Here is a 25,912-nt window from a genome sequence, read left to right on the forward strand (position 1 = left end):
CTCATGGAAATCTTCGACTACGACAACGTTCTGCTGCTGCCGCGCAAGTGCCGGGTGGACAGCCGCAGCGAGTGCGACACCTCGCTCGAATTCGGCGGCCGCCGCTTCAACCTGCCGGTGGTGCCGGCCAACATGAAGACGGTGATCGACGAGCCGATCAGCCAGTGGCTGGCGGCCAACGGCTACTTCTACGTGATGCACCGCTTCGACGTGGACAACGTGGCCTACGCCCGCCGCATGCGCGACAAGGGCCTGTTCGTGTCGATCAGCTCGGGCGTCAAGCCGGCCGACTTCGAGGTGATCGACCGCCTGGCCGCCGACGGCGTGGGCGCCGACTACATCACCATCGACATCGCCCACGGCCATGCCGAGAGCGTGCGCCGCACCATCGAACACATCAAGCACAAGCTGCCCAAGGCCTTCGTGATCGCCGGCAACGTGGGCACGCCCGAAGCCGTGATCGACCTGGAGAACTGGGGCGCCGACGCCACCAAGGTGGGCATCGGCCCGGGCAAGGTGTGCATCACCCGGCTGAAGACGGGCTTCGGCACCGGCGGCTGGCAGCTCTCGGCGCTGAAGTGGTGTGCCCGCGTGGCCACCAAGCCCATCATTGCCGACGGCGGCATCCGCGACCACGGCGACATCGCCAAGAGCGTGCGCTTCGGCGCCAGCATGGTCATGATCGGCTCGCTGTTCGCAGGCCATGAGGAGTCGCCCGGCCAGACGGTGGAAGTCGACGGCAAGCTGTTCAAGGAGTACTACGGCTCGGCGTCCGACTTCAACAAGGGCGAGTACAAGCACGTGGAAGGCAAGCGCATCCTCGAGCCGGTGAAGGGCCGCCTGGCCGACACCCTGCGCGAGATGCGCGAAGACCTGCAGAGCTCGATCTCGTATGCCGGCGGCACCGGGCTGGCCGACGTGCGCCGGGTCAACTACGTGATCCTGGGCGGCGACAACGCCGGCGAGCACCTGCTGATGTAGCCCCGCCTACAATGGGCGATCCCCCTGCAACGCCCTCGCGCCGGCCCGTTTTCCGCGGGCGGGCGCACCGGCCATCTTCGCCATGACCGAACTCGCCAAGTCCTTCGAACCCGCCGCCATCGAGGCCCATTGGGGTCCGCTGTGGGAGAAGAGCGGCGTCTACGAGCCCACGCTCGATCCGGCCAAGCCCAGCTTCAGCATCCAGCTGCCGCCGCCCAACGTCACCGGCACGCTGCACATGGGCCATGCGTTCAACCAGACCATCATGGACTCGTTGACGCGTTACCACCGCATGCGCGGCTTCAACACGCTGTGGGTGCCGGGCACCGACCACGCCGGCATTGCCACGCAGATCGTGGTGGAACGCCAGCTGCAGGACCAGGGCCTGAGCCGGCACGACCTGGGCCGCAAGAACTTCGTGGCCCGCGTGTGGGAATGGAAGCAGCAATCGGGCTCCACCATCACGCAGCAGATGCGCCGCATGGGCGACAGCGTGAGCTGGGGCCACGAGTACTTCACCATGGACGACAAGCTGTCGAAAGTGGTCACCGAGACCTTCGTGCGGCTGTACGAGGAAGGCCTGATCTACCGCGGCAAGCGCCTGGTGAGCTGGGACCCGGTGCTCAAGAGCGCCGTCAGCGACCTGGAGGTGGAGAGCGAGGAAGAGGACGGCAGCCTCTGGCACATCCGCTACCCCATCGAGGGCAGCGACGAATCGCTGGTGGTGGCCACCACGCGGCCCGAGACGATGCTGGGCGACACCGCGGTGATGGTGCACCCGGAGGACCAGCGCTACGCCCACCTCGTCGGCCGCCAGGTGCGGCTGCCCGTGACCGGCCGGCTGGTGCCGGTGATCGCCGACGACTACGTGGACAAGGCCTTCGGCACCGGCGTGGTAAAGGTGACGCCGGCCCACGACACCAACGACTACCAGGTGGGCCTGCGGCACAAGCTGCCGATGCTCACCATCTTCGACCTGGAAGCCCACGTCAGCGGCGCCGAGGTGCCCGAGATCCCCGCCAGCTACGTGGGCCTGGACCGCTTTGTCGCGCGCAAGCAGATCGTCGCCCAGCTGGAAGCCGAAGGCCTGCTGGTCGAGGTGAAGAAGCACAAGCTGATGGTGCCGCGCTGCGCCCGCACCGGCCAGGTGATCGAGCCGATGCTCACCGACCAGTGGTTCGTGGCCATGACCCAACCGGGCGCCAACGGCCAGAGCATCGCCGAGGAAGCCATCGGCGCGGTGCAGTCCGGCAAAGTCAAGTTCGTGCCGGAGAACTGGGTCAATACCTACAACCAGTGGATGAAGAACATCCAGGACTGGTGCATTTCGCGCCAGCTCTGGTGGGGCCACCAGATCCCGGCCTGGTACGGCGAGAACGGCGAGCTGTTCGTCGCCCGCAGCGAGGAAGAAGCGCGTGAGCGCGCCACCGCTGCCGGCTACACCGGTGTCCTGCAGCGCGACGAGGACGTGCTGGACACCTGGTACTCGTCGGCGCTGGTGCCCTTCAGCACCCTGGGCTGGCCCGAGCAGACGCTGGAACAGGACCTCTTCCTGCCCAGCAGCGTGCTGGTCACCGGCTACGACATCATCTTCTTCTGGGTCGCCCGGATGATCATGATGACCAAGCACTTCACCGGCCGCGTGCCCTTCCGGCATGTGTACATCCATGGCCTGGTGCTGGATGCGCAGGGCAAGAAGATGAGCAAGAGCGAGGGCAATGTGCTCGATCCGGTCGATCTGATCGACGGCATCGAGCTCGGGCCGCTGCTCGACAAGCGCGTGGTCGGCCTGCGCAAGCCGGAAACTGCGCCCAAGGTGCGCAAGGCCACCGAAAAGGAATTTCCGGCGGGCATTCCGGCCTATGGCGCCGATGCGCTGCGCTTTACCTTCGCGGCCATGGCCACGCTGGGCCGCAGCGTCAATTTCGACAGCAAGCGCTGCGAGGGTTACCGCAATTTCTGCAACAAGCTCTGGAACGCCACCCGCTTCGTGCTGATGAACTGCGAAGGCCAGGACTGCGGCCTGGCCGAGCACAGCAAGGCCGAATGCGCGCCCGGCGGCCCGTTCCACGGCTACATGCAGTTCAGCCCCGCCGACCGCTGGATCAGCAGCGAGCTGCAGAAGGTGGAAGCCGCGGTGGCCCAGGGCTTCGCCGAGTACCGGCTGGACAACGTCGCCAACACGATCTACAGCTTCGTGTGGGACGAGTACTGCGACTGGTACCTGGAAGTGGCCAAGGTGCAGATCCAGACCGGCAACGAAGCGCAGCAGCGCGCCACCCGCCGCACGCTGATCCGCACGCTGGAAGCGGTGCTGCGGCTGCTGCACCCGATCACGCCCTTCATCACCGCCGAGCTGTGGAACACGGTGGCGCCGGTGGCCGGGCGTGAAGGCCCGTCCATCGTCACCGCCGCCTATCCCCAGGCGCAGCCGGAAAAGATCGACGAAGCGACCATCGCCTGGATGGCGCGGCTGAAGGCCACCGTCGGCGCCTGCCGCAACCTGCGCGCCGAGATGAACCTGTCGCCTGCCGAGCGGGTGCCGCTGATCACGCTGGGTGATGCCGACTTCGTGCAGGCCGTTGCGCCGCTGCTGAAGGCACTGGCCAAGCTGTCGGACGTGCAGGTGCTGGCCGACGAAGCCGCCTTCGATGCGGCCACCGCCACCGCGCCGGTTTCGGTGCTGGGCGACATCCGCCTCGCCCTGCATGTGGAAGTGGACGTGGCGGCCGAGAAGGCCCGCCTGGCCAAGGAGATCACGCGCCTGGAAGGCGAGATCACCAAGGCCAATGCCAAGCTGGGCAACGAGAGCTTCGTGGCCCGTGCGCCCGCCGCCGTGGTGGAGCAGGAGAAGGCCCGACTGGCCGACTTCACCCAGACCGTGGCCCGGCTGCAGGCCCAGGCCGCGCGGCTCGAAGCCACGGCGTGAGCGGCCGGGGCGGTGCTTCAGGCCGCGCTTGGCGCGGCGTACAGCGGCGCGGGCCGGCCGCCTGGTGAGGCCTGGCGGCCGATGGGCGCCAGCAACGCGTCGATGCGGCGGGCCACCGTCCAGGCGCTGCGCTCGCGGGCCTCACGCGTGCTGTCGGCCAACCGGGACGTGACCTGCACGCCGGGCAGCCCATGCAAGGGCCGGCCGGATTCGACCAGCCCGGGCTCGGCATCGTCCAGCCATACGTCGGCCACGCGGCCGTCGGCCATCGCCTCGGCCAGCGCCAGTTCATCGAACACGCTGGAATGCGTCAGGCTCACCAGCACCTGACCGGGCTTGCAGGTGGACAGCACCCGCTTGCCCAGCAGTCCGCGGTAGCGGCTGAACATCGGCAGCAGCACGCACACGCCGTCGCATGCGGCCATCATGTCGCGCAGCGGCAGCGGCTCGATCTGCCAGCGCGACCACAGCGGATCGGACGCATGCAACGAGGGGTCGTAGCCCACCACGCGGGCGCCGAAGGCCTGCAGCAGTGCTGCCAGTGACCGCGCGGCCGGCTGCATGCCGAACAGGCCGATGGTGGCGCTACCCAGCTCCCGCTGCGCCGCGCCCCGCCGCCACTGGTGCAGCAGCGCGCCGATCACGAACTCGGCATTGGCGGTGGCCTGCGCGCCGCCGTTGCGCACCACCTCCACGCCCGCGCGCTCGCAGGCGTCCAGGTCGATGACGGCCGGCGGCTCGGAGCCCACGCGGGCCAGGGCCCGCAGCTGCGGTGCCGCGCCCAGCAGGCCGCCGTCCACCCGCAGCGATTGCGGCGCCACCAGCGCACGCGCCTGCAGCAGCGCGGCGCGCAGGCCATCGGCATCGTTCATCAGCTCGGGGGCGTGGTGCACGCCATGGCGCTCGGCCAGCCATCGGGCCACATCCGCGTCGAACGCGTCCAGGATCAGGACGTCCATGTCACACGGTGTAGGCAAACTTGCCCGATGGCATATTTTCTGCGTGCCACAATCTTCCAACTCCCTCTTCCTACGTTTTTTATGTCGGTCACCAAAGCCATCTTCCCCGTCGCAGGCCTGGGCACCCGGTTTCTGCCGGCCACGAAAGCACAACCGAAAGAAATGCTGCCAGTGGTGGACAAGCCGCTGATCCAGTACGCCGTGGAAGAGGCGTACGCCGCGGGTGTGCGGGAGATGATCTTCGTGACGGGCCGCCACAAGCGGCCGATCGAAGACCACTTTGACATGACGTTCGAGCTGGAAGTAGCCCTTGAACAAGCGGGCAAGAAGGAACTGCTGGACGTGGTCCACAGCGTCAAGCCCAAGGACATGGAGTGCATCTACGTGCGCCAGGCGCAGGCCCTGGGCCTGGGCCATGCGGTGCTGTGCGCCCAGCGGCTGGTGGGCAACGCGCCCTTCGCCGTGCTGCTGGCCGACGACCTGATGGTGGGCAAGCCCTCGGTGCTGGCACAGATGGTCGAGCAGTTCAAGGAATGGCGAGCTTCCATCATCGCGGTGCAGGAAGTGCCGCCGGAGCACACCCGCCGCTACGGCATCGTCGACGGCACGCCGGTGAGCGACCGCCTGCTGGACCTGACCCGCATCGTCGAGAAGCCCGCGCCCGAGAACGCACCGTCCAACCTAGGCGTGGCCGGCCGCTACATCCTGACGCCGGGCGTGTTCCATGAGATCGCCAACCAGCCGCGCGGCGTGGGCGGCGAGATCCAGCTGACCGACGGCATCGCCGGCCTGCTGCGCCGCGAGAAGGTGTTCGCCTACCGCTACGAAGGCCAGCGCTACGACTGCGGCAGCAAGGAAGGCTTCCTGGAAGCCAACGTGGCCCTGGCCCTGGCGCATCCCACGCTGGGCCCCGGGTTCCGCGAATACCTCAAGTCGATCGAACTCTGAGCGAGGGCCCGGCTGCGGGCCTTATCTGCGCTTGAGGTAGTGCACGAACTCGCCGCCGTCGGCGGTCTGTTCGAGCAGGTCGTTGCCGGTCTGCTTCGCAAAGGCCTGGAAGTCGCGGGTGGACGAGGGGTCGGTCGCCACCACCTTCAGCACCTGGCCGGAGGCCATGTCGGCCAAGGCCTTCTTGGCCTTGAGGATGGGCAGCGGGCAGTTCATGCCGCGGGTGTCGATCTCTTTGTGGGCTTCCATGCTGCTGCGCCTTCAGGCCGGGAACACGCCGGTGGACAGGTAGCGGTCGCCGCGGTCGCACACGACGAACACGATGGTGGCGTTGTCCACCGTCTGGGCCAGCTGCAGCGCGGCCCAGCAGGCGCCGGCGGCGGATATGCCGGCGAACAGGCCTTCCTCGCTGGCCATGCGGCGCGCCATGTGCTCCGCATCGGCCTGCGAAACGTACACCAGCTCGTCCACCGCCTTTGGGTCGTAGATCTTCGGCAGGTAGGCCTCGGGCCATTTGCGGATGCCCGGGATGCGCGAGCCCTCGCTGGGCTGCGCGCCCACGATGCGCACTGCCGGATTGCGCTCCTTCAGGTAGCGCGACACGCCGGTGATGGTGCCGGTGGTGCCCATCGCGCTGACGAAGTGCGTGATGCGGCCATCGGTCTGGTCCCACAGCTCGGGGCCGGTGGTGTCGTAGTGCACCGCCGGGTTGTCGGCATTGGCGAACTGGTCCAGCACCCGGCCCTTGCCGTCCTTCTGCATCTGCTCGGCCAGGTCGCGCGCGTATTCCATGCCGCCGGAGCGCGGCGTCAGCACCAGCTCGGCGCCGAAGGCCTTCATGGTCTGCGCGCGTTCGATGGACAGGTCCTCCGGCATGATCAGCACCATGCGGTAGCCGCGGATGGCCGCGGCCATGGCCAGCGCGATGCCGGTGTTGCCTGACGTGGCCTCGATCAGCGTGTCGCCGGGGCGGATCTCGCCACGCTCCTCGGCGCGGCGGATCATGTTGATGGCCGGCCGGTCCTTCACCGATCCCGCGGGATTGTTGCCCTCCAGCTTGCCGAGGATCACATTGCCACGCTTCGTGATCTCGTCGCCGGGCAGGCGCTGCAGGCGCACCAGTGGCGTGCCGCCGATGACGTCTTCAAGGGTCTTGTAATGGGCCATGTTTTGATTGTGGCAGCAGTGCCTGCGCACTGCAGCGCACCCGGTGATGCAGGCCCCGCATGACATAATCCGCGCCCACGCAGGAAGCCCGCAACGGCTTCCGAAGCCCGCGTGACGAAATCGGTAGACGTAGCGGATTCAAAATCCGCCGCCGCAAGGCGTGCCAGTTCGAGTCTGGCCGCGGGCACCACGCAAGCACGCCGCCCAAGGGCCTGTCCGGCACCGCGCGCCGCTCGCTCGCTCCGCACCCCCGAGAGATCATCCGCATGCCGCCTCTGCCGCCGGTCACCAAGACGCTGATCCTGATCTGTGTGGGCATCTTCTGCCTGGGGTTGCTGATACCGGCGCAGTACGAAGCCATCGCGATGCTCTGGCCGCTGAGCACCGGGCTGTTCCAGCCGTGGCAGGTCATCACCTATGCCTTCCTGCATGGCAGCGCGTTCCACCTGCTGTTCAACATGCTGGGCCTGTGGATGTTCGGCTCGGAACTGGAAAACCTCTGGGGCCCCAGGCGCTACATGCAGTTCCTGGCCGCCAGCGCGCTGGCCGCGGCCGCGGTGCAGCTGGGCTTCACCGCGCTGATCGGCTCCAACGCGCCGACGGTGGGCGCCTCCGGCGCGCTGTACGGGCTGCTGCTGGCCTTCGGCATGCTGTTTCCCAACCGCACCATCCAGCTGCTGATCCCGCCCATCCCGATGAAGGCCAAGGTGTACGTGGCCATCTTCGGCGGGCTGGAGCTGCTGATGGGCCTGGGCGGCCCGAGCGGGGTGGCGCACTTCGCCCACCTGGGCGGCATGCTCGGCGGCTTCCTGATGATCCGCTACTGGCGCGGCCAGGCGCCCTTCCCGCGCCGCCGCCGCTGACGCGCGCCGGCCGCACCTGCGGCTAAACCCTGCGGCGCGCATGGTGCGCCGCATGCCTCATGCTTTTTGCCAGTCGCCACACGGTGCAGGGCGATGCATGGAGGTGTCCCATGGGCCGCGATCGCAAAGCTTGGATGGAGGCGTTGCTGATGGCCGCCGCGCTGCTGGTGGCGCTGCTGGGGGCGCTGGTGAACGTGGCCGCGGCCGCCCCGCTGCCCGATACCGCCGCCGGCCCCTCCCCGTCGCAGACCCAGGCCTTGCAGCGCGCGCACCAGGCGGTGGTGGGCGTGCAGGCGCTGGCGGTGCCCGATGCACGCTCCAGCAGCTCGCTGGGCCGCGCGCGGGCCGGCTCCGGCGTGGTGATCGACGGCGACGGCCTGGTGCTGACCATCGGCTACCTCATCCTGGAGGCCGACCAGGTGCTGCTGACCCTGGACGACGAACGCAAGGTGCCGGCCCGCGTGGTGGCCTATGACGTGGCCACCGGCTTCGGCCTGCTGCAGGCGCTGGCACCGCTGAAGGTGCAGCCGGTGCCGCTGGGCTCGGCACGGGCGCTGCAGGTCGAGGAGCCGCTGATGATGGCCAGCGGCGGCGGCGATGCGGCGGTGGGCATCGCGCAGCTGGTGTCGCGCCGGCCGTTTGCCGGCTACTGGGAATACCTGCTGGAGGATGCGCTGTTCACTGCGCCGGCACGGGCCGACCACAGTGGCGCCGGCCTGTTCAACAGCCAGGGCGAGCTGGTGGGCATCGGCTCGCTGGTGGTGGCGCAGGCGCTGGGCGAGCAGGGGCCGGCACTGCCGGGCAACATGTTCGTGCCCATCGACCTGCTGCCGCCCATCCTGGCGGAGCTGCGCAGCAGCGGCATGTCGGCCGCCAGCCGCCGTGCCTGGCTGGGCCTGAACTGCCTGGAGCTGGCCGGCGAGGTGCGGGTGCTGCGGGTGAATGCCGACAGCCCGGCCGACGTGGCCGGCCTGCAGCCGGGCGACCGCATCGTGCGCATCGACGGCGCGGCCGTGGGCTCGCTGGGCGCGCTGTGGAAGACGCTGTGGAGCGGCGGCGCCGCCGAGCGCGACGTGCGGCTGGAGATCCTGCGCGACGACACGCCGCAGACGCTGACCCTGCACAGCGTCGACCGCATGAAGACGCTGCGGCGGGCACAGGGGATCTAGCAGCCGGCCCCTAGCGAAGCGGCGCCCTCACGCCCTCGAAGCGCAGGCACTGCTGGCGCACCACCTCGGGCAGGTATTGCTCGCGCTGCTGGATGGAACGCAGCCAGCCGGCGTCGCTGGGCTGGTCGCGGGTGAGCTGGTCGCGCAGCAGCAGCAGGCCCTTCTCGGCGCGCAGCTCGATGGCATGCATCTCCACCTGCTGCAGCGTCTGAGCGATGAGCTGGCGCAGCGGCTTGTGCTCGGCGGTGCGCGGGTCCACCACCTCGCCGTCGAGCCCGAAGCGGCAGGCCTGGAAGCGGTTGTAGGTGTAGACGAGGTAGTCGTCGTCCTGCGGCTCGAAGGGCTTCTCGGTCAGCAGCCAGCGGGCCACGCATTGCAGGTACACCGCGATGGCGGCGGCCTTTTCCACCGTCAGCGGCACGTCCATCACGCGCACCTCGATCGTGCCAAACTCGGGCTTGGGGCGGATGTCCCAGTAGAAGTCCTTCATCGACTTGACGACGCCGGTGTGCTCCATCTTGCTGAAGAAGTGCTCGAACTCGCTCCACTTCAGCATGAAGGGCGCACGGCCCGACAGCGGGAAGGCCGACACCGTGTTCAACCGCGACGACTCATAGCCGGTGTCGCTGCCCTGGATGTAGGGCGACGAGGCCGACAGCGCGATCACATGCGGCACGTAGCGGCTGAGCGCATGCAGCAGCCACAGCGCATCGTCGGGCGAGGGGCAGCCGATGTGCACATGCTGGCCGAACACGGTGAACTGCTTGCTCAGGTAGCCGTACAGCTGCGAGACCTGCAGGTAGCGCGGCGTGTCGACGATGCGGCGCTGGCTCCAGTCCTGGAAGGCATGGGTGCCGCCGCCGCACAGCCGTAGGTTGAGCTGGCCGGCGCTGTCCACCAGCGCGTCGCGCACGTCGGTCAGCTGCGTGATGACGTCGTGGTGGCGCTCGCAGATGCCGGTGGACGTCTCGATCATGCTGCTGGTGATCTCGGGCTTGACGTCGGCCTCGAGCTTGTGGCGCTCCATCACGCGCAGCAGGTCGGTGGCGCCGTTGGTCAGGTCGTAGTCGTGGCGGTTGACGATCTGCAGCTCCAGCTCCACGCCCATGGTGAAGGACTTGGAGGAGGCAAAGGCTTCGAGGCTCATGATGGGGCGCCCTCCCGCTGCGCGGGATCCCTCCGGGAGGGAGGAGCACCGCCTTCGGGCCGCCGTGCGGCGTTGCTCATTGGCGTTCCTTTTCAATTTCGCCCACCGCGCGCAGGCTGTACATCACCACCAGCGGCGAAGGCAGCTCGATGAAGGCCAGCATGGCCAGCACGAACGGCAGCAGCGCCGGGCCCACCTGCGGATGCGCCACGCCGAAGTCCAGCGCCAGCACCCAGGCGGTGGCCGACAGCGGCAGCAGCGACGCCCCCAGCGCGCAGGCCTGCTTCCAGGCCAGGCCGCTGGGCCGGGCCAGCATGAACACGGCGGTGATCTTGGCCAGCCAGCGCACCACCACCAGCACCGCGGCCACGCCGCCCGCGGTCACGAGCGCGGCCGGCGACCAGGCCGAGCTGACGGCCACGAACAGCACCAGCACCAGCACGCCGCCCACGGTGCCGAAGTGGCGCGGCCACACCCAGGGCCGGTCGGTCCGGTTGCGCAGCCACATGCCGGCCAGCAGCGGCACCAGCAGCAGGCTGAGCTGCAGCGTCTTGGCCACCACCAGCGCCACCATCACGCAGCCCAGCACCAGCACCACCGAATTCTCGTTGCGCAGGTCCAGCCGGCGCGCCATCAGCGCCAGCAGCGAGCCGAGCGCGGCGCCCACCAGGAACGACCCGAAGAAGGAGACGGTGACGGTGGGCAGCGCACTGAGCCAGGTGCCCGGGTCGCTGAGCAGCAGGCCGGCGCTCAGCAGCTTCAGCGCCAGCACCGCATACAGCGTGTTGAGGGCGGACAGGGCCATCAGCCGTTCCGTCACCTGCCCGGCCGCGCCGCACTCGCCCACCACCCGCTGCACCACCGCGGGCGACACGCACATGCAGATGATGGCCAGTGGCCCGGCCACCGCCGGCGGCACCCCCATCAGGCGCGCGGCCACCAGCACCACGATGCCGGCCAGCGCCGCCTCGAACAGGCTGGTGGCCAGCAGCCACGGATTGCGCGCCAGCCAGCGCAGGTTCAGCCGTGCGCCGGCCTCGAACAGCAGCAGTGCCAGCGCCACGTCCACGGCCAGCCGCAGCGCGGCCTCGTTGCCTTCGGCCCCCAGGCCGGTGAGGGCCAGTACCGCGCCCACCGCGGCATAACCCGTCAGCCGCGGCCAGCGCAGCCGGCGCCAGGCCAGTTCGCCCAGCAGGGCGGCGGCCACCATCAGCAGGCTGGCCCCCAGCAGGGTGTCGGGGCGCAGCGCCCAAGGCGCGGTGATCACGAAAGACCACAGCGAGTCGGTCATGCACTCTCCTCGTTATCGTCGTTATGGGCAGCGATGGCCGATACGGTGGCACCGGGTCGTGCCGGGGCCGGCCCGCCATCTTCCGCAGGCGGCGTGCAAAACCGTGTCAGCCGATGCCGCGTGTCGCTGTAGGACAGCGCAGGATTCTTCAGCCTTCGCCGAGCACGCCACTGCGCATGCGCAGCATGCGGTCGCAGCGTGACGCCAGGCTTTCATCGTGCGACACCAGCACGAAGGCGGTGCCGCGTTCGCGGGCCATGGCCAGCATCTCGGCAAACACCACCTGCGCGGTCTCGCGGTCCAGGTTGCCGGTGGGCTCGTCGGCCAGCACGCAGGCCGGGCCGGTGACCAGCGCCCGCGCGATGGCCACGCGCTGCCGCTCGCCGCCCGACAGCTCCGAGGGCCGGTGGTCCACCCGCTGCGCCAGGCCCACGCGGGCCAGGGCCTCGCGTGCGGTGGCCAGCGCTTGCGGCCCGCCCATGCGGCGGATGCGCAGCGGCATGGCCACGTTGTCCAGCGCGGTGAACTCGGGCAGCAGGTGGTGGAACTGGTAGACGAAGCCCAGGTGCTGGTTGCGCCAACGGCCCTGCTCGCCCGCGCCCATGGTGGCGAAGTCGCGGCCCATCAGCTCCACCTTGCCGGTGGTGGGCGCATCCAGCCCGCCCAGAAGGTGCAGCAGCGTGCTCTTGCCGGAGCCTGAGGCGCCGACGATGGCCAGCGTCTGGCCGGCACGCACGTCCAGTTCGATGCCCTTGAGCACCTCGACGTCGATCGTGCCCTCATGGAAGCGCTTGCGCAGGCCGCTGCACTTGAGCACGGTGCGGGAAAGCTCATTCATAACGAAGCGCTTCCGCGGGATTGATGCGGCTCGCGCGCCAGCTGGGGTAGATCGTCGCCAGGAAGGCCAGCACCAGCGAGATCACGCCGATGGGCGCGATGTCGTCCCACTGCGGATCGCTGGGCATGCGGCTGATGACGTACACGCTGGCCGGCAGGAAGCTGGTGTTCAGCAGCCGCTCGATGGCCGGCACGATGGTGTCGATGTTGAAGGCCACCAGCAGGCCCATCAGCACGCCGGTCGCCGTGCCCACGATGCCCGAGGCGGCGCCCTGCACCATGAAGATGCCCATGATCGACCGCGGGCTGGCGCCCAGCGTGCGCAGGATGGCGATGTCGGCGCGCTTGTCGGTCACCGTCATCACCAGCGTGCTGACGAGATTGAACGCGGCCACCGCCACGATCAGCGTGAGGATGATGAACATCATGCGCTTTTCGAGCTGCACCGCGTCGTACCAGTTGCGGTTGGTGCGCGTCCAGTCGCGTACCACCACGTCGGAGCCGAGTGCGGTGCCCAGCTGCGCGGCCACCGCGCGCGCATCGTTGAGGTCGCGCAGCTTGAGCTGCAGCCCGGTGGGCCCGCCGGTGCGGAACAGCACCGAGGCATCGTCCAGGTGGATCATCACCAGCGAGCTGTCGTATTCGTAGTGGCCCGACTCGAACAGCCCCGCCACGGTGAACTGCTTGAGCCGGGGCACCACGCCGGCTGGCGTCACCTGCCCGTTGGGCGCCACCAGCGTCACCTGCGAGCCCGGCTGCACGCCCAGCTGGCGGGCCAGCTCGGCGCCCAGCACGATGTTCCACTGCCCGGGCTGCAGCAGGCCGAAGGCGCCGTCACGCAGGCTGGCGGCCAGCGGCGTGACCTGCGCCTCGTCGGCCGGAGAGATGCCGCGCACCAGCACGCCGCGCATGTCATCGCCGCGGGCCACCAGCGCCTGCTGCGCCACGAAGGGCGCGGCGCCGATCACGTCGGGCTGCAGCTGCTTCACGCGCGCCGCGGTGGCCTGCCAGTCGAGCATCGGCGCGCCTTGCGCATCGAACAGGTCGACGTGCGGGATCACGCTCAGCATGCGGTCGCGCACTTCCTTCTGGAAGCCGTTCATCACCGACAGCACGATGATGAGCGCGGCCACGCCGAGCGCGATGCCCAGCATCGACACGCCCGAGATGAACGAGATGAAGCCGTTGCGGCGCCCGGCCCGGCCGGCGCGGGTATAGCGCCAGCCGATCTGCAATTCGTAGGGCCAGGAACTGGATGGTCTTGTCATGCGGGGCGCATGGTAGCCCAGGGTGTTTGCCGGCTTGTGCCGGGATAATTGCCGCCATGCACCTGCTGATTCCCCATGCGGCGCCGCTGTCGGACGCCGGGCGCCATGCGCTGAGCCAACTGCAGCTGCCCCACCTCGAAACCCTGCTGGCCACCTGGGCCGAGGCCGAGCGCGATGCCGGCGACGAGACCAGCCTGTCGCCGCCGCATGAGCGGGTGCTGGCCCGCGCGCTGGGGTGGCAGGCCGCCGATGGCCAGCTGGCGGACGGCCTGCTGCCCTTTGCCGCCCGCGAGATGGGCCAGCCGCCCGCCGGCGAGGAAGCGGCCGGATGGGGCTGGGTGACGCCGGCCCACTGGGCCGTGGGCTCCGACCAGGTGACGCTGCTGCCGCCCGCTGCCTTGTCGCTGGACGAAGCGCAGTCACGCGCGGTGTTCGATGCGGTGCTGCCGCTGTTCGAAGGCGATGGCGCGCGGCTGCTGTGGCAGGGTCCCGACCGCTGGGCTGCGTCGCACCCTTCGCTGGCCACCCTGCCCACCGCCTCGCTGGACCGTGTGATGAACCGCGGCATCGACCAGTGGCTGCCGCGTGCGGCCGGCCAGGGCGCCGCACGCCTGTGGCGCCGCCTGCAGAACGAGGTGCAGATGCTGCTGCACGAGCATCCCATCAACCAGGCGCGCGAGGCGCAGGGCCTGCTGCCGGTCAACTCCTTCTGGCTCAGCGCCACCGGCGCCTGGCAGCCGGCCGACGAAGCCGCCGCGCCGCAGGTGGACCACCGCCTGATCCAGCCGGCGCTGGGCGAGGACTGGTTCAGCTGGGTGCAGCAGTGGCATGCGCTGGATGCCGGCCCCATCGCGCAATTGGCGCAGCAGCCCGGCGCGCGACTCACCTTGTGCGGCGAAGCCAGCGCCATCAGCTATACGTATCGGAAGCCATCGCTGTGGCAACGGCTGCGCCCCGCACGCCGTGCCGCGGCACCTTTGCTGGAGAGCTTGTGAGCGGTTCCAACGTCTTGCTCGAAGCCCGCGACGTGCCGCCGCGGGTGGCCTTCGCGCTGGAGCAGGCGGGCGTGCACCCGCTGCTGGCGCGGCTGTTTGCCGCCCGCGGCGTGCGCACGCCCGACGACCTGGACGACGGCCTGGGCCGGCTGCTGCCGCCCGCCGCGCTGCACGGCACCCAGGCCGCCGCGGTGCTGCTGGCCGACACGCTGGCCCGCGGCGGCCGCATCTGTATCGTGGCCGACTACGACTGCGACGGCGCCACCGCCTGCGCCGTGGCGCTGCGCGGCCTGGCCATGCTCGGCGCGCAGCCTGGCACGCTGCGCTACGTGGTGCCCGACCGCGCGCTGCACGGCTACGGCCTCACGCCCACCATCGTCGACCTGGCGATGCAGCAGCAGCCCGACCTGCTGGTGACGGTAGACAACGGCATTGCCAGCCTGGAAGGCGTGGCCCATGCACGCGCGCTGGGGCTGCAGGTGCTGGTGACCGACCACCACCTGCCCGCCGTGGTGGGCAACACCGTGGTGCTGCCCGAGGCAGACGTGATCGTGAACCCCAACCAGCCCTGCTGCGGCTTCGAGAGCAAGTCGCTGGCCGGCGTGGGCGTGATGTTCTATGTGCTGCTGGCGCTGCGGGCCGAGCTGCGCGCACGCGGCGTGTTCGATGCCGCCACCCAGCCCAAGCTGGACGCATTGCTCGACCTGGTGGCCCTGGGCACCGTGGCCGACGTGGTGAAGCTCGACGCCAACAACCGCCGCCTGGTCGCGCAGGGCCTCAAGCGCATCCGCGCCGGGCGCATGCAGCCGGGCGTGGCGGCGCTGTTCAGCGCGGCGGGGCGCCATGCCAGCCGCGCCAGCGCCTTCGACTTCGGCTTTGCACTGGGCCCGCGCATCAATGCCGCCGGCCGGCTGGCCGACATGACGCTGGGCATCGAATGCCTGACCACCGACGACAGCGCACGCGCCATCGAGCTGGCCGGCCAGCTCGATGCCATCAACCGCGAGCGGCGCAGCGTGGAAAGCGGCATGCGCGACCAGGCCGAAGCCCTGCTCGACCGGCTGATGCCCGACGGCGAGGCGCCGCCCGCGCTGGCCCTGTTCGACGACGAGTTCCATGAAGGCGTGGTGGGCATCGTGGCCGGCCGCCTGAAGGACCGGCTGCACCGGCCCACCTTCGTCTTCGCGCGCGGGCAGGACGGGCTGCTCAAGGGTTCGGGCCGCAGCATTCCGGGCTTTCATCTGCGCGATGCGCTGGACCTGGTGAGCAAGCGCCATCCCGGCGTGCTGCGCAAGTTCGGCGGCCATGCGATGGCCGCCGGCTGCACCATCGACGAGGACGGCTTCACCACCTTTGCCGAGGCGCTGCAGCAGGTGGCGCGCGAATGGCTGGACGCCGACACGCTGCAGCGCCGGCTGCGCACCGACGGCGCGCTGCCGGTGGAGTACTTCAATGCCGAGACGGTGCAGGTGCTGGACGGCCAGGTGTGGGGCCAGGCCTTCGAGGCGCCCACCTTCTGCGACGAGGTGGACGTCATCGCCCAGCGCCTGGTGGGCGAGAAGCACCTCAAGCTGCGGCTGCGGCTGGGCGGCCAGCTGCGCGACGCCATCTGGTTCGGCCGGGTGGAGCCCCTGCCCGCGCGGGCCCGGCTGGCCTACCGCATCTGCCTGGACGAGTACCAAGGCCAGCAGCGCGTGCAGATGATGGTGGAAGCCTCGGTGTAGCCGCTTGCGGAACCGGCCTGCCGTGGCCGGGTCCATCCTTGCATCCTTCATCCCGGCCGCCCTGGCCTGCAGTCCATGAAACGTACCCTGCTTGCCTTTGCCGCCGGTTGTGCCTTGTCGCTGGCCCTGGTGTCCACCCAGGCCGCCGAGCCGCGCACCGTCACCGTGGCCCGCGGGCTGCAGAATCCGTGGGCCCTGGCCTTCCTGCCCGACGGCCGCATGCTGGTGACGGAAAAGACCGGTCGGCTGCGCATCGTCGCGGCCGATGGCAGCGTGGGCGCCCCGCTGGCCGGGCTGCCCAAGGTGGATGCCGGCGGCCAGGGCGGCCTGCTGGACGTGGTGGTGGACCCGCGGTTCGGCGAGAACCGCCGCATCTACTGGAGCTACAGCGAGCCTGGCGACGGCGGCAACAACGGCACGGCCGTGGCGCGGGCCACGCTGGACGGCAACACCTTGTCCAACGTGCAGGTGATCTTCCGCCAGGTGCCCAAGCACAGCGGCGGCAGCCACTTCGGCTCGCGGCTGGTGTTCGACCGCAGCGGCGCGCTGTTCGTCACCCTGGGCGACCGCTTCTCGCTGAAGGAAGAGGCGCAGCAGGTCGGCAACCACATCGGCAAGATCGTGCGCATCACCACCGACGGCCAGCCGGCGCCGGGCAACCCCTTCGCGGCCGGCAGCACCGGCGCCCCGGCCGGCGCGCTGCCCGAGCTGTGGAGCTACGGCCACCGCAACGTGCAGGGCGCGGCGCTGCACCCGGCCACCGGCGAGCTGTGGGCCACCGAGCATGGCCCGCAGGGCGGCGACGAACTCAACCGCGTGGAAAAGGGCCGCAACCACGGCTGGCCGGTGATCACCTATGGCCGCAACTACGGCCTGGGCACCCGCATCGGCGAAGGCGAGACCCGCGACGACGTGGTGCCGCCGCTGCGCCATTGGGTGCCGGTGTCCATCGCGCCTTCGGGCCTGGCCTTCCTGACCAGCGAGCGCTACCCCGGCTGGCAGGGCAACCTGTTCATGGGCGCGTTGCGCGGCCAGGCGCTGCTGCGGCTGCAGCTGGACGGCAGCAACAAGGTGGTGAGCGAGGAGCGCCTGCTCACCCGCCTGGGCGAGCGCATCCGCGACGTGCGGCAGGGGCCGGATGGCTGGCTGTACGTGCTGACGGACAACGCGGACGGGCGCATCCTGCGGCTGCAGCCCTGACGGGCTCGCGGGCGGGCCGCGGCTGAGACAATCGCGCCATGAGTGCCCCGACCGCCATCCTCAATGCCGACCTGCACTGCCACTCGCAGGTGTCCGACGGCACGCTGACGCCCGAACAGCTCGCCGCCCGCGCCGCCGCCAATGGCGTGGAGCTCTGGGCGTTGACCGACCACGACGAGGTGGGCGGCCTGCACCGCGCCCGCGACGCGGCGGCGGTGGCGGGCCTGAACTACCTGACCGGCGCCGAGATCTCGGTCACCTTCGCCGGCATCACGGTGCACATCGTCGGCCTGGGCTTCGACATCGACGACCGGGCGCTGCACGAAGGCCTGCGCCGCACCCGCGGCGGCCGCGAGGAGCGCGCCCGCGACATGGCCGCCGGCCTGGCGCAGGTGGGCATCCAGGGCGCCTTCGAGGGCGCGCTGCAGTATGTGGGCAACCCCGAGCTGATCAGCCGCACCCACTTCGCCCGCCACCTGGTGGCCACCGGCGTGTGCGCCGACACCTCGGAGGTGTTCCGCCGCTTCCTCACCGAAGGCAAGCCCGGCTTCGTGCCCTTCAAGTGGGCCACGCTGCGTGACGCGGTGCGCTGGATCGTGGATGCGGGCGGCATGGCGGTGATCGCCCACCCGGGTCGCTATGCCTTCACGCCGACGGAGGAATACGCCCTGTTCACCGAGTTCATCGCGCACGGTGGACAAGGCGTGGAGGTGGTGACCGGCAGCCACACGACGGCGGACTATGTGAAGTACGCGGAGATGGCCAAGGAGTTCGACCTGTATGCGTCGCGCGGCAGCGATTTCCATTCGCCGGACGAGAGCCACACCGACCTGGGGGCGCTGCCGTTCTTGCCGGGGCAGTTGAAGCCGGTGTGGGAAGTCCTGGAAGGCCGGATTCTCCGGCCACACTGAACGCCGTCAGGCGTCCGGCGCCACCGTGTGATTCGCCATCACCTCCAGCGCCTTCACCAGCGCCGAGTGGTCCAGCTGATCCCAGCCTTGGGCGGCAGCCACCTGCATCAGCTGCGCCGCGCCGGCCGTCTGCGGCAGCGCCACGCCAATCGCCTTGGCGCCTTGCAGCGCCAAGTTCAGGTCCTTCTGGTGCAGCCCGATGCGGAATCCCGGATTGAACGTGCGCTTGACCATCCGCTCGCCGTGCACTTCCAGGATGCGGCTGGCCGCAAACCCGCCCATCAAGGCCTGGCGCACCTTGGCCGGATCGGCCCCGGCCTTGCTGGCGAACAGCAGCGCCTCGCCCACCGCCGCGATGTTCAGCGCCACGATGATCTGGTTGGCCACCTTGGTGGTCTGGCCATCGCCGTTGCCACCGACCAGGGTGATGTTCTTGCCCATCAGCTCGAACAGCGGCTTCACCTTCTCGAACACCGCCTCGTCGCCGCCGACCATGATGGTCAGGCTGGCGGCCTTGGCGCCGACCTCGCCGCCTGAGACCGGCGCGTCCAGGTAGTCGCAGCCCAGCTCGTTGATGCGCTTGGCGAAGGCCTTGGTTTCCATGGGCGAGATGCTGCTCATGTCGACCACGGTCTTGCCCTTCGACAGACCGGCCGCCACGCCGTTCTCGCCGAACAGCACCTTCTCCACGTCCGGCGTGTCGGGCACCATCAGGAAGACGATGTCGGCCTGCTGCGCCACCTCGGTGGCGTTGGCGCAGGCCACGGCGCCGGCGTCCTTCAGTACTGCGGGCACCTCGCTGCGGGTGTGCACGTACAGCTCATGGCCGGCGGTGCGCAGGTGGCCCGCCATCGGGGTGCCCATGATGCCCAGGCCGATGAATCCGAGTTTCATGTCGTTGTCCTTCGATGGATGAGAGGTGGGTCAGTAGCCGGCGGCCGGGTCGGCGGCGGGCGGTGCTTCGTGGCCGGCGCGCATGCGGGCCAGCGTCTCCTGCGCACCGGCGGCCATGAGCCGCGCGTCGGAGCTGACGGTGACGAAGTCGAAGCCCTTGGCGATGCGGCCCAGCGCGATGTCGGTGCGGCCGTTGTGGATGCCGGCGCGCAGGCCATGGGCCTTGGCGCGTTCCAGGATGTGGTCGATGGCCTGCGACACCAGCGGCTCCACGTCGTCGAACACCGGCTTGCAGCCCAGCGCCAGCGACAGGTCCGACGGGCCGATGTAGATGGCGTCCAGGCCTTCCACCGACAGGATGTCGTCGAGGTTGTCCAGCGCCTGCCGGGTCTCGATCATCGCGAAGCTGACGATGGTGTCGTTGGCATGCTCGGCATAGTCGGGCCCGCCGTACAGCAGCGCCCGCACCGGGCCGAAGCTGCGGGTGCCGCGCGGTGCGTAGTGGGTCCAGGCGACGAGGTTCTGCGCGTCCTGCCGGCTGTTGATCATCGGGCAGATGACACCGTAGGCGCCCGCGTCCAGCGTCTTCATCAGGATGCCGGCTTCCAGCCAGGGCACGCGCACCACCGGCACGGTGGGCGTGGTGCTGATGGCCTGCAGCATGCCCACCATGGCCTGGTAGTCCACCATGCCGTGCTGCAGGTCGATGGTGAGGGTGTCCCAGCCCTGGTGGGCCATGGTCTCGGCCGAGAAGCTGTTGGGAATGGCCAGCCAGCCGTTGACGGCGGCCTTGCCTTCAGCCCACAGCGTTCGCAAGCGGTTTTCTCTCATGGCCGTGTCTCCTTGCTCAGTCGAGCTTGACCTTGCCTTCGGCCACCACGGTGGCCCAGTGCTTGCGCTCCTTCTCGAAGAAGGTCTTGAACTCGGTGGGCGTCATCGTGTAGACCTCGGCGCCCTGGGCCGTCAGCCGCGAGCGCACCTCGGGCGAACGGATGATGCGCGTGAGTTCGGCCTGCAGCTTGTCGACCACCGCCTGCGGCGTGCCGGCCGGTGCCAGGATGCCCTGCCAGGTGCCCGACTCGAAGCCCTTGACGCCCTGCTCGGCGATGGTGGGCACCTCGGGCAGCAGCGGCACGCGGGTGGCCTTGCTCACGCCCAGCACCTTGAGCTTGCCCGACTGCACGAAGGGCAAGGTGGCCAGCATGCCGTTCATCACCACCTGCGTCTGACCGGCCACGGTGTCGCTCAGCGCCTGCGAGCCGCCCTTGTACGGGATGTACTCCCACTTGGCCTGCGTCGCCTTCTCCACCGCCACGCCGGCCAGGTGCGGCGCGCTGCCGATGGCGGTGATGGCGAAGTCCATCTTGCCGGCCTGGGACAGGGCCACCAGCTCCTTCAGGTTGTTGGCCTTGACCGACGGGTGCACCACCAGCAGGTGCGGCGAATAGGCCAGCATCGTCACGCCCTTCAGGTCCTTGGACGGATCGAATGGCAGCTTGGTGTAGACCGACGGGCTGATCGACAGCGCGCCCACGTCGCACATCAGCAGCGTGTAGCCATCGGCCGGGGCCTTGGCCACCATGTCGCTGCCGGTGTTGCCGTTGGCGCCGGGCTTGTTCTCGACGATCACCGTCTGCTTCAGCGCCTCCTGCAGGGGCTGGCTGATGATGCGGGCGATGATGTCCGACGAGCCGCCCGGTGTGTACGGCACGATGATGCGGATGGGCTTGCTGGGCCAGTTGGCCGCCGACTGCGCGCCGGCCAGGCCGGTGGCGGCCAGCAGGCCGAGGGCGGCCGAAGCCTGGAGGAACTTGCGGGTGGTGAACTGCATCGCGGGTCTCCGGGTGGCGCCGGGTGGCGGCCTGTTAACGATAAAGAACTGAGGCGGACAAGGCGGCGACCCGCAAGCAGGGGCGCGCGCTTCAGCCGCGTTCTGCCAGCGCGGTGGCGCGGCGGCGGCGTTCGCGGCTGTTGGCCAGGTGGGTGCGCATCGCGGCCCGGGCCCCTTCGGGGTCCTGGTGGACGATGGCGTCGTAGATGCTCTCGTGCTCGCCGTTGACACGGCGCAGGTACTCGCGGCGCTCGGCGTCCAGCACGTCGGCGCCGTTCAGGCGCGCGCGCGGGATGATCATTGCGCCCAGGTAGTTCATCAGGCCGATGAAGTGCGTGTTCTGCGTGGCCCGCGCGATCTCCACATGGAACTGGAAATCGGGGCCCACGGTGTCGCCGTCGGTCTCCAGCGCCACCGAGAAGGCGTCCAGCGCGCTGCGCATCGCGGCCAGGTTCTCGGCCGAGCGGCGCTGGGCCGCCAGGCCGCAGGCCTCGGTCTCCATGCCGATGCGCAGCTCCAGCAGCGCGATCACGTCGCGCAGCGTGCCGAGCTGCTCGCGGTCGATGCGAAAGGGCTCGGCCTCGTCGCCCACGCCGCGCACGAAGGTGCCGATGCCGTGGCGCGTCTCCACCAGGCCGGAGGCCTGCAGCTTGGAGATGGCCTCTCGCACCACCGTGCGGCTGACGCCGAACTCACCCATGATGGCCGCCTCGGTGGGCAGCTTGTCGCCCACCTTGAGCTGGCCGTCGCGGATGCGGTCGCCCAGCGAATCCACCAGCTCGAGCGCCAGCGTGCGGGGCCGGCGGCGCATGGCGGCACCGTCGGCGCCAGGGGACACAGCAGGGTTCACGGAGGTTTGGGGCAGTTTCACGTCAGCATTGTGCAGGGTTGTATGACAACCGACAACAGCCTTGAGCCGTTGCCGGTGCCACACCCTACTTCACCGGCGCCACGTACGCGATGAGCTTGCCCATGCGGCTGACGAAATCGGCCGTGCTGATGCCGAGCGGCCGGTCGCGCTTGGCGTAGGGCGCCACCAGCGGCGGGTCCTGCGGGTCGTAGGGCGAGGTGTCGTACACGTCGCCCACGTGCTTGCTGCGGTAGGCATCGCCCGCGTACTCGGTGGCCGGGCCGTTGCCGCGGTAGGGGTTGGTCACCTGGGACAGCGGCGTGAGCCAGTGGTTCTTGGTGCCCAGGTCGGCGATCACCGCGGCGGCATCGGCCTCGGGCACGACGGGGCTCGTCATCACCGCGCCGGTCATCAGGTCGGGGAAGTCCACCTCGCGCAGCGAGAAGTACTTGGGCAGCTCGCCAGCGGCGGTCACCTTCAGCGGCGAACGGGCGGCCATCTCGGCCACGGCCGCATCGCTCATGCCGGCCAGCTCGTCATAGGTGCGCTGCAGGCCGGCGATGTTGATGTTGCGGCCGGCCGAGTAGTGGCTGGGCGTGTTGCGGTGGTCGTAGTCGACGTAGTAGGCGCCGTTCCAGATGTTGGAGCCGTAGCGGTGCACGAAGCGCGCGCGGTTGGTGCCCAGCTCGATGAAGGTGGGATGGGTGCGGCCGCCGCCCAGCAGCGGGTTCTCGGCCACCTGCTGCGCGGTGAGCTTGCAGCTTTCCAGCCAGGCGATGGCCTCGGGCACGCGGGCCAGGTAGTTGCGGTCGCCGGTGATGCGGAAGTAGTTGAACAGCTGCTGCACATTGGTCTGCGTGGTGTGCGTGGCCAGCGCGCGCGGCTCGTAGCTGCGGGCACCGGCGGGCGCACCCGCGGGCCGGCCGCCCTGGTCGGCGGCCAGGTGCTGCAGGCCCCAGCCGGCCTGCGGCCCGGGCTGCTGCAGCCGGCGCAGGCATTCCATGGCGCGCTGGATGGGCGTGACGAGGTCGGTGCGGCCCAGGCCCTTCACGCACAGGAGCAGGAACTTGATGTTCTCGCCGGCCACGTCGTCGTTGAAGGTCACCTGCTTGGTGTAGTCGCCGTCCTCCATGCCCTGCGTGGCGCCGGCCGGCAGCAGCTGCGGATTGGGCTGCGGCATCGAGGTGATGGCATTGGCCGCGGCCGGGAAGCGCTGCGGCCAGCCGCCGTCGGCAATGCCACCGCTGAACTGCGCGGCCAGCACGAAGCCGATGGCCTTGTCCACCGAGGCCTTGAAGCGCGGGTCCTTCTTTTCCAGGTACATGCGCAGCATGAACTGGCTGGACACGGCGGTGCCGGCGTCGTCGAAGGTGGCGTTGCCGTAGTAGTGCTGGAACTCCTCGAGCCGCCAGCCGTTGATGCCGATGGTCTCGTACCAGTGCTTCAGCGATTCTTCGCCGGCGAAGTCGTGGATGTAGTTCCAGCCGCCGGCCGGGTGCTGCGCGTCGATCAGCGCCAGCGCGGTGCGCTCGGCGGCGGCGTAGAAGGTCTCGTCGCCGGTGGCGTGGTAAGCGTCCAGCATCGCGTGGCCGGCAGTGGGCGTGCCGGGCGGCTGGATCCAGCACATGGTGCGCTTGGCCTCCATCTCGCCCCAGGTGACGGTGAGGTCGGGCAGGTACTGCCACACGTAGCCGCCGCGGTAGGACACGGTCTGGTCCATGAACACCGCGGCACGCTTCATCGCGTCGCGGGCCTGGGCGGCGGTGTCGGTCGCCGGGTCGGTCGGCGGGGTGTCGTCGTCGTCGCTGCCGCCGCAGGCGGCCAGCGCCACCGGCGCGAGCGTGGACAACATGAAGGAACGGCGTCGCAGCATCTCGGTCTCCTGTGTGGGGCTGCCCAGGGCAACCCTGTCGTTGTGTCGTAGGTCATCGTACAAGTGCCGCCATGCGGGACCACGGATGGAACCCCGCTTCACAAGCCGCCGCCCGGCGTGCCACCGCGCCCGCACATGCGCCCGCCCGCGCACGCGTCAACAAGTGAGTACGGCCTGTCACAACTGCCGCTTTCAGCGCCCGGTCCCTCGGCAATCGAGAGGCTGGGGCCGGCGGCTTGGCTTGCCGCACCGCCCGCCACCCGGAGCCCGCGCCGGGTAAACCCTGCGTGGCACGCGCTTGACAGTGCTGGGCCGCTCATCGACCATTGCGGCCGTTGTATGACAACTGACAACCGACAATGTCCACTGCCCCGGTCGCCCCATCACCCATCCGCTTCAAGCGCCTGCTGCTGACCGGCGCGGCCGGCGGCCTGGGCCAGGAGTTGCGGCACCGACTGCCGCACTACTGCGACGTGCTGCGCCTGTCCGACATCAACGACCTGGGCAGCGCCGGCGAACGCGAGGAACTGATGCCCGCCCGCCTGGAAGACGCCGCCGCCGTGCACCAGCTGCTGGAAGGCGTGGATGCGGTGGTGCACCTGGGCGGCGTGTCCACCGAGCAGCCGTGGGAACCCATCCTGCAGGCCAACATCGTCGGCCTGTACAACCTGTACGAGGCGGCGCGCAAGCAGGGCGTCAAGCGCATCCTGTTCGCCAGCAGCAACCACGTCACCGGCTTCTACCGGCAGGACGAGGTCATCGACGCCCGCGACCCGATGCGCCCCGACGGCCTGTACGGCCTGAGCAAGGCCTTTGGCGAGAGCCTGTCGCGCTTCTACTGGGACCGCCACGGCATCGAGACCGTGTGCGTGCGCATCGGCTCCAGCTTCCCCGAGCCGCGCAACCGCCGCATGCTGGCCACCTGGATGAGCTACGACGACCTGGAGCGCCTGGTGGTGGCCAGCCTGACGGCGCCGGTGGTGGGCCACAGCATCCTGTTCGGCATCTCCGACAACCACACCCGCTTCTACGACAACAAGTACGGCCAGCACCTGGGCTACCGCCCGCAGGACAGCTCCGAACCCTTCCGTGCCAAGGTGGAGGCGGCCGATCCCCGGCCCGACCTCAGCGACCCGGCCAACGTCTTCCAGGGCGGCCCCTTCGTGCGCACGGGGCCTTTCGAATGAAGCCGGTATCCGACCTGCGCGACCAGGTGGGCGAAAGCCCGGTGTGGTCTCCCGCCGAGCAGGTGCTGTGGTGGGTGGACATCGACGGCCGCTGGCTGCACCGCCACCACCCGGCCACCGCCCGCACCCAGAGCTGGGCCACGCCCGAGCGCACCGGCTGCATCGCGCTGCATGCGCAGGGCGGGCTGCTGGCCGCGATGGAGACGGGCCTGTGGCGCCTGCAGCCGCAGGACGACGGCACCATGGACACCGCCCGCATCGAGGTGGTGGAGCATGCGCACGAGAACATGCGCTTCAACGACGGCCGTACCGACCGCGCCGGCCGCTTCTGGGCCGGCACCATGGTGCGCGACATGAGCCTGGCCAGCGATGCCGGCGCGCTGTACCGGTATGACGGCCGCGGCCTGGTCAAGGTGCTGGAAGGCTTCATCACGCCCAACGGCCTGGGCTTCAGCCCCGACAACCGCACCATGTACCTGTCGGACTCGCATCCCAGCGTGCAGAAGGTGTGGGCCTTCGACCTGGACGAGGACGGCACGCCGTCCAACCGCCGCGAGTTCATCGACTTCACGCAGCACCCCGGCCGTCCCGATGGCGCCGCGGTGGATGCCGAGGGCGCCTACTGGATCTGCGCCAACGATGCCGGCCTGGTGCACCGCTTCCTGCCCGATGGCCGGCTCGACCGCTCCATCGCCGTGCCGGTGGCCAAGCCCGCGATGTGCGCCTTTGGCGGCGCCGCGCTGGACGAGCTGTACGTCACATCGATCCGCCCCGCCACGCCACCGCCGGAACAGGCGACGCTGGCCGGAGCGCTGTTCGTCGATCGCCCGGGCGCCAAGGGGCTGCCCGAAGCGCCTTACCGGGCCTGAAGAACCGGCCCACGCCCCC

23 protein-coding genes and 1 tRNA gene are annotated in these 25,912 nt (G+C 69.7%); 12 read left to right on the plus strand and 12 right to left on the minus strand.

Annotated elements, in window-relative coordinates; translation table 11 throughout:
• Nucleotides 1–3 precede the first annotated feature (3 nt).
• Together LRS14_RS09520 and LRS14_RS09525 are read left to right on the plus strand one after the other, a co-directional pair.
• Nucleotides 4–981: a GMP reductase gene (locus LRS14_RS09520; protein ID WP_046111580.1), complete on the plus strand. Its 978-nt coding sequence runs from the start codon at nucleotides 4–6 to the stop codon at nucleotides 979–981.
• 82 nt (nucleotides 982–1,063) lie between these two features.
• Nucleotides 1,064–3,910 (plus strand): valine--tRNA ligase, encoded by a 2,847-nt coding sequence (locus tag LRS14_RS09525; RefSeq protein ID WP_257799382.1) that lies wholly within the window; start codon nucleotides 1,064–1,066, stop codon nucleotides 3,908–3,910.
• 17 nt (nucleotides 3,911–3,927) lie between these two features.
• Here LRS14_RS09525 and LRS14_RS09530 read toward each other — a convergent pair whose 3' ends face one another.
• On the minus strand, nucleotides 3,928–4,869 hold the full coding sequence (locus LRS14_RS09530) for a D-isomer specific 2-hydroxyacid dehydrogenase family protein (protein WP_257799383.1): 942 nt from the start codon (nucleotides 4,867–4,869) through the stop codon (nucleotides 3,928–3,930).
• Between the two features lie 81 nt (nucleotides 4,870–4,950).
• Between LRS14_RS09530 and galU the strand changes: the two genes are divergently transcribed.
• A complete protein-coding gene (gene galU, locus LRS14_RS09535) occupies nucleotides 4,951–5,817 on the plus strand; it encodes a UTP--glucose-1-phosphate uridylyltransferase GalU (RefSeq protein WP_046111577.1) in 867 nt (288 codons plus the stop codon).
• A 21-nt stretch (nucleotides 5,818–5,838) separates the two neighbouring features.
• On the opposite strand, the gene LRS14_RS09540 is transcribed toward galU, so the two are convergent.
• Together LRS14_RS09540 and cysM are read right to left on the minus strand one after the other, a co-directional pair.
• A complete protein-coding gene (locus tag LRS14_RS09540) occupies nucleotides 5,839–6,066 on the minus strand; it encodes a sulfurtransferase TusA family protein (RefSeq protein WP_257799384.1) in 228 nt (75 codons plus the stop codon).
• Nucleotides 6,067–6,078: 12 nt separating this feature from the next.
• Nucleotides 6,079–6,984: a cysteine synthase CysM gene (cysM, locus tag LRS14_RS09545; RefSeq protein WP_046111575.1), complete on the minus strand. Its 906-nt coding sequence runs from the start codon at nucleotides 6,982–6,984 to the stop codon at nucleotides 6,079–6,081.
• A gap of 105 nt (nucleotides 6,985–7,089) precedes the next feature.
• Between cysM and LRS14_RS09550 the strand changes: the two genes are divergently transcribed.
• The 3 genes from LRS14_RS09550 to LRS14_RS09560 all read left to right on the plus strand — a co-directional run bounded on the left by LRS14_RS09550 (nucleotide 7,090) and on the right by LRS14_RS09560 (nucleotide 9,016).
• Nucleotides 7,090–7,174 (plus strand) — tRNA-Leu (locus tag LRS14_RS09550).
• 76 nt (nucleotides 7,175–7,250) lie between these two features.
• Complete coding sequence (locus tag LRS14_RS09555; protein WP_046111836.1) at nucleotides 7,251–7,847, plus strand: rhomboid family intramembrane serine protease; 597 nt, start codon at nucleotides 7,251–7,253, stop codon at nucleotides 7,845–7,847.
• Between the two features lie 110 nt (nucleotides 7,848–7,957).
• Nucleotides 7,958–9,016, plus strand: a complete 1,059-nt coding sequence (locus LRS14_RS09560) for a S1C family serine protease (protein WP_257799385.1) — start codon at nucleotides 7,958–7,960, stop codon at nucleotides 9,014–9,016.
• 10 nt (nucleotides 9,017–9,026) lie between these two features.
• Here the strand turns inward: LRS14_RS09560 and LRS14_RS09565 are convergent, their stop codons facing one another.
• From LRS14_RS09565 to LRS14_RS09580, 4 genes are all read right to left on the minus strand, one after another.
• On the minus strand, nucleotides 9,027–10,163 hold the full coding sequence (locus LRS14_RS09565) for a YbdK family carboxylate-amine ligase (protein ID WP_046111573.1): 1,137 nt from the start codon (nucleotides 10,161–10,163) through the stop codon (nucleotides 9,027–9,029).
• Between the two features lie 76 nt (nucleotides 10,164–10,239).
• Nucleotides 10,240–11,454, minus strand: coding sequence for a cation:proton antiporter (locus tag LRS14_RS09570; RefSeq protein ID WP_046111572.1), 1,215 nt, complete (start codon nucleotides 11,452–11,454; stop codon nucleotides 10,240–10,242).
• A gap of 148 nt (nucleotides 11,455–11,602) precedes the next feature.
• Entirely contained in the window at nucleotides 11,603–12,292 is a 690-nt protein-coding gene (locus LRS14_RS09575) for an ABC transporter ATP-binding protein (protein WP_046111571.1), read from the minus strand.
• Nucleotides 12,285–13,559: a lipoprotein-releasing ABC transporter permease subunit gene (locus tag LRS14_RS09580; RefSeq protein ID WP_046111570.1), complete on the minus strand. Its 1,275-nt coding sequence runs from the start codon at nucleotides 13,557–13,559 to the stop codon at nucleotides 12,285–12,287. Before LRS14_RS09580 ends, LRS14_RS09575 begins: the two co-directional genes overlap by 8 nt.
• A gap of 56 nt (nucleotides 13,560–13,615) precedes the next feature.
• On the opposite strand from LRS14_RS09580, the gene LRS14_RS09585 reads away from it, so the two are divergent.
• From LRS14_RS09585 to LRS14_RS09600, 4 genes are all read left to right on the plus strand, one after another.
• Complete coding sequence (locus LRS14_RS09585; RefSeq protein ID WP_257799386.1) at nucleotides 13,616–14,554, plus strand: hypothetical protein; 939 nt, start codon at nucleotides 13,616–13,618, stop codon at nucleotides 14,552–14,554.
• Nucleotides 14,551–16,278: a single-stranded-DNA-specific exonuclease RecJ gene (gene recJ, locus LRS14_RS09590; RefSeq protein WP_257799387.1), complete on the plus strand. Its 1,728-nt coding sequence runs from the start codon at nucleotides 14,551–14,553 to the stop codon at nucleotides 16,276–16,278. Before LRS14_RS09585 ends, recJ begins: the two co-directional genes overlap by 4 nt.
• Before the next feature lie 75 nt (nucleotides 16,279–16,353).
• Nucleotides 16,354–17,478 carry a PQQ-dependent sugar dehydrogenase gene (locus LRS14_RS09595; RefSeq protein WP_257799388.1) on the plus strand — a complete coding sequence of 375 codons (1,125 nt, stop codon included), beginning with the start codon at nucleotides 16,354–16,356 and terminating at the stop codon, nucleotides 17,476–17,478.
• Nucleotides 17,479–17,516: 38 nt separating this feature from the next.
• Entirely contained in the window at nucleotides 17,517–18,389 is an 873-nt protein-coding gene (locus LRS14_RS09600) for a 3',5'-nucleoside bisphosphate phosphatase (RefSeq protein ID WP_257799389.1), read from the plus strand.
• A gap of 6 nt (nucleotides 18,390–18,395) precedes the next feature.
• Here LRS14_RS09600 and glxR read toward each other — a convergent pair whose 3' ends face one another.
• The 5 genes from glxR to LRS14_RS09625 all read right to left on the minus strand — a co-directional run bounded on the left by glxR (nucleotide 18,396) and on the right by LRS14_RS09625 (nucleotide 23,837).
• The gene (glxR, locus tag LRS14_RS09605) at nucleotides 18,396–19,283 is read right to left on the minus strand and encodes a 2-hydroxy-3-oxopropionate reductase (protein WP_257799390.1); all 888 of its coding nucleotides are present in this window, start codon (nucleotides 19,281–19,283) and stop codon (nucleotides 18,396–18,398) included.
• Between the two features lie 30 nt (nucleotides 19,284–19,313).
• Nucleotides 19,314–20,114 carry an HpcH/HpaI aldolase/citrate lyase family protein gene (locus LRS14_RS09610; RefSeq protein ID WP_257799391.1) on the minus strand — a complete coding sequence of 267 codons (801 nt, stop codon included), beginning with the start codon at nucleotides 20,112–20,114 and terminating at the stop codon, nucleotides 19,314–19,316.
• 16 nt (nucleotides 20,115–20,130) lie between these two features.
• Complete coding sequence (locus LRS14_RS09615) at nucleotides 20,131–21,114, minus strand: tripartite tricarboxylate transporter substrate binding protein (RefSeq protein ID WP_257799392.1); 984 nt, start codon at nucleotides 21,112–21,114, stop codon at nucleotides 20,131–20,133.
• A gap of 91 nt (nucleotides 21,115–21,205) precedes the next feature.
• Nucleotides 21,206–21,925: a FadR/GntR family transcriptional regulator gene (locus LRS14_RS09620; RefSeq protein WP_046114218.1), complete on the minus strand. Its 720-nt coding sequence runs from the start codon at nucleotides 21,923–21,925 to the stop codon at nucleotides 21,206–21,208.
• 124 nt (nucleotides 21,926–22,049) lie between these two features.
• Entirely contained in the window at nucleotides 22,050–23,837 is a 1,788-nt protein-coding gene (locus tag LRS14_RS09625) for a pectate lyase (RefSeq protein WP_232315403.1), read from the minus strand.
• A 359-nt stretch (nucleotides 23,838–24,196) separates the two neighbouring features.
• Here LRS14_RS09625 and LRS14_RS09630 point away from each other — a divergent pair, with 359 nt between their 5' ends.
• Nucleotides 24,197–25,024 (plus strand): NAD(P)-dependent oxidoreductase, encoded by an 828-nt coding sequence (locus LRS14_RS09630; protein WP_046114217.1) that lies wholly within the window; start codon nucleotides 24,197–24,199, stop codon nucleotides 25,022–25,024.
• On the plus strand, nucleotides 25,021–25,893 hold the full coding sequence (locus LRS14_RS09635; protein ID WP_257799393.1) for an SMP-30/gluconolactonase/LRE family protein: 873 nt from the start codon (nucleotides 25,021–25,023) through the stop codon (nucleotides 25,891–25,893). Before LRS14_RS09630 ends, LRS14_RS09635 begins: the two co-directional genes overlap by 4 nt.
• Nucleotides 25,894–25,912: the final 19 nt, after the last annotated feature.

Origin of the sequence: Aquincola sp. J276 (assembly GCF_024700035.1) — a bacterium.
GTDB classification, from domain to species: Bacteria; Pseudomonadota; Gammaproteobacteria; order Burkholderiales; family Burkholderiaceae_C; genus Aquincola; species Aquincola tertiaricarbonis.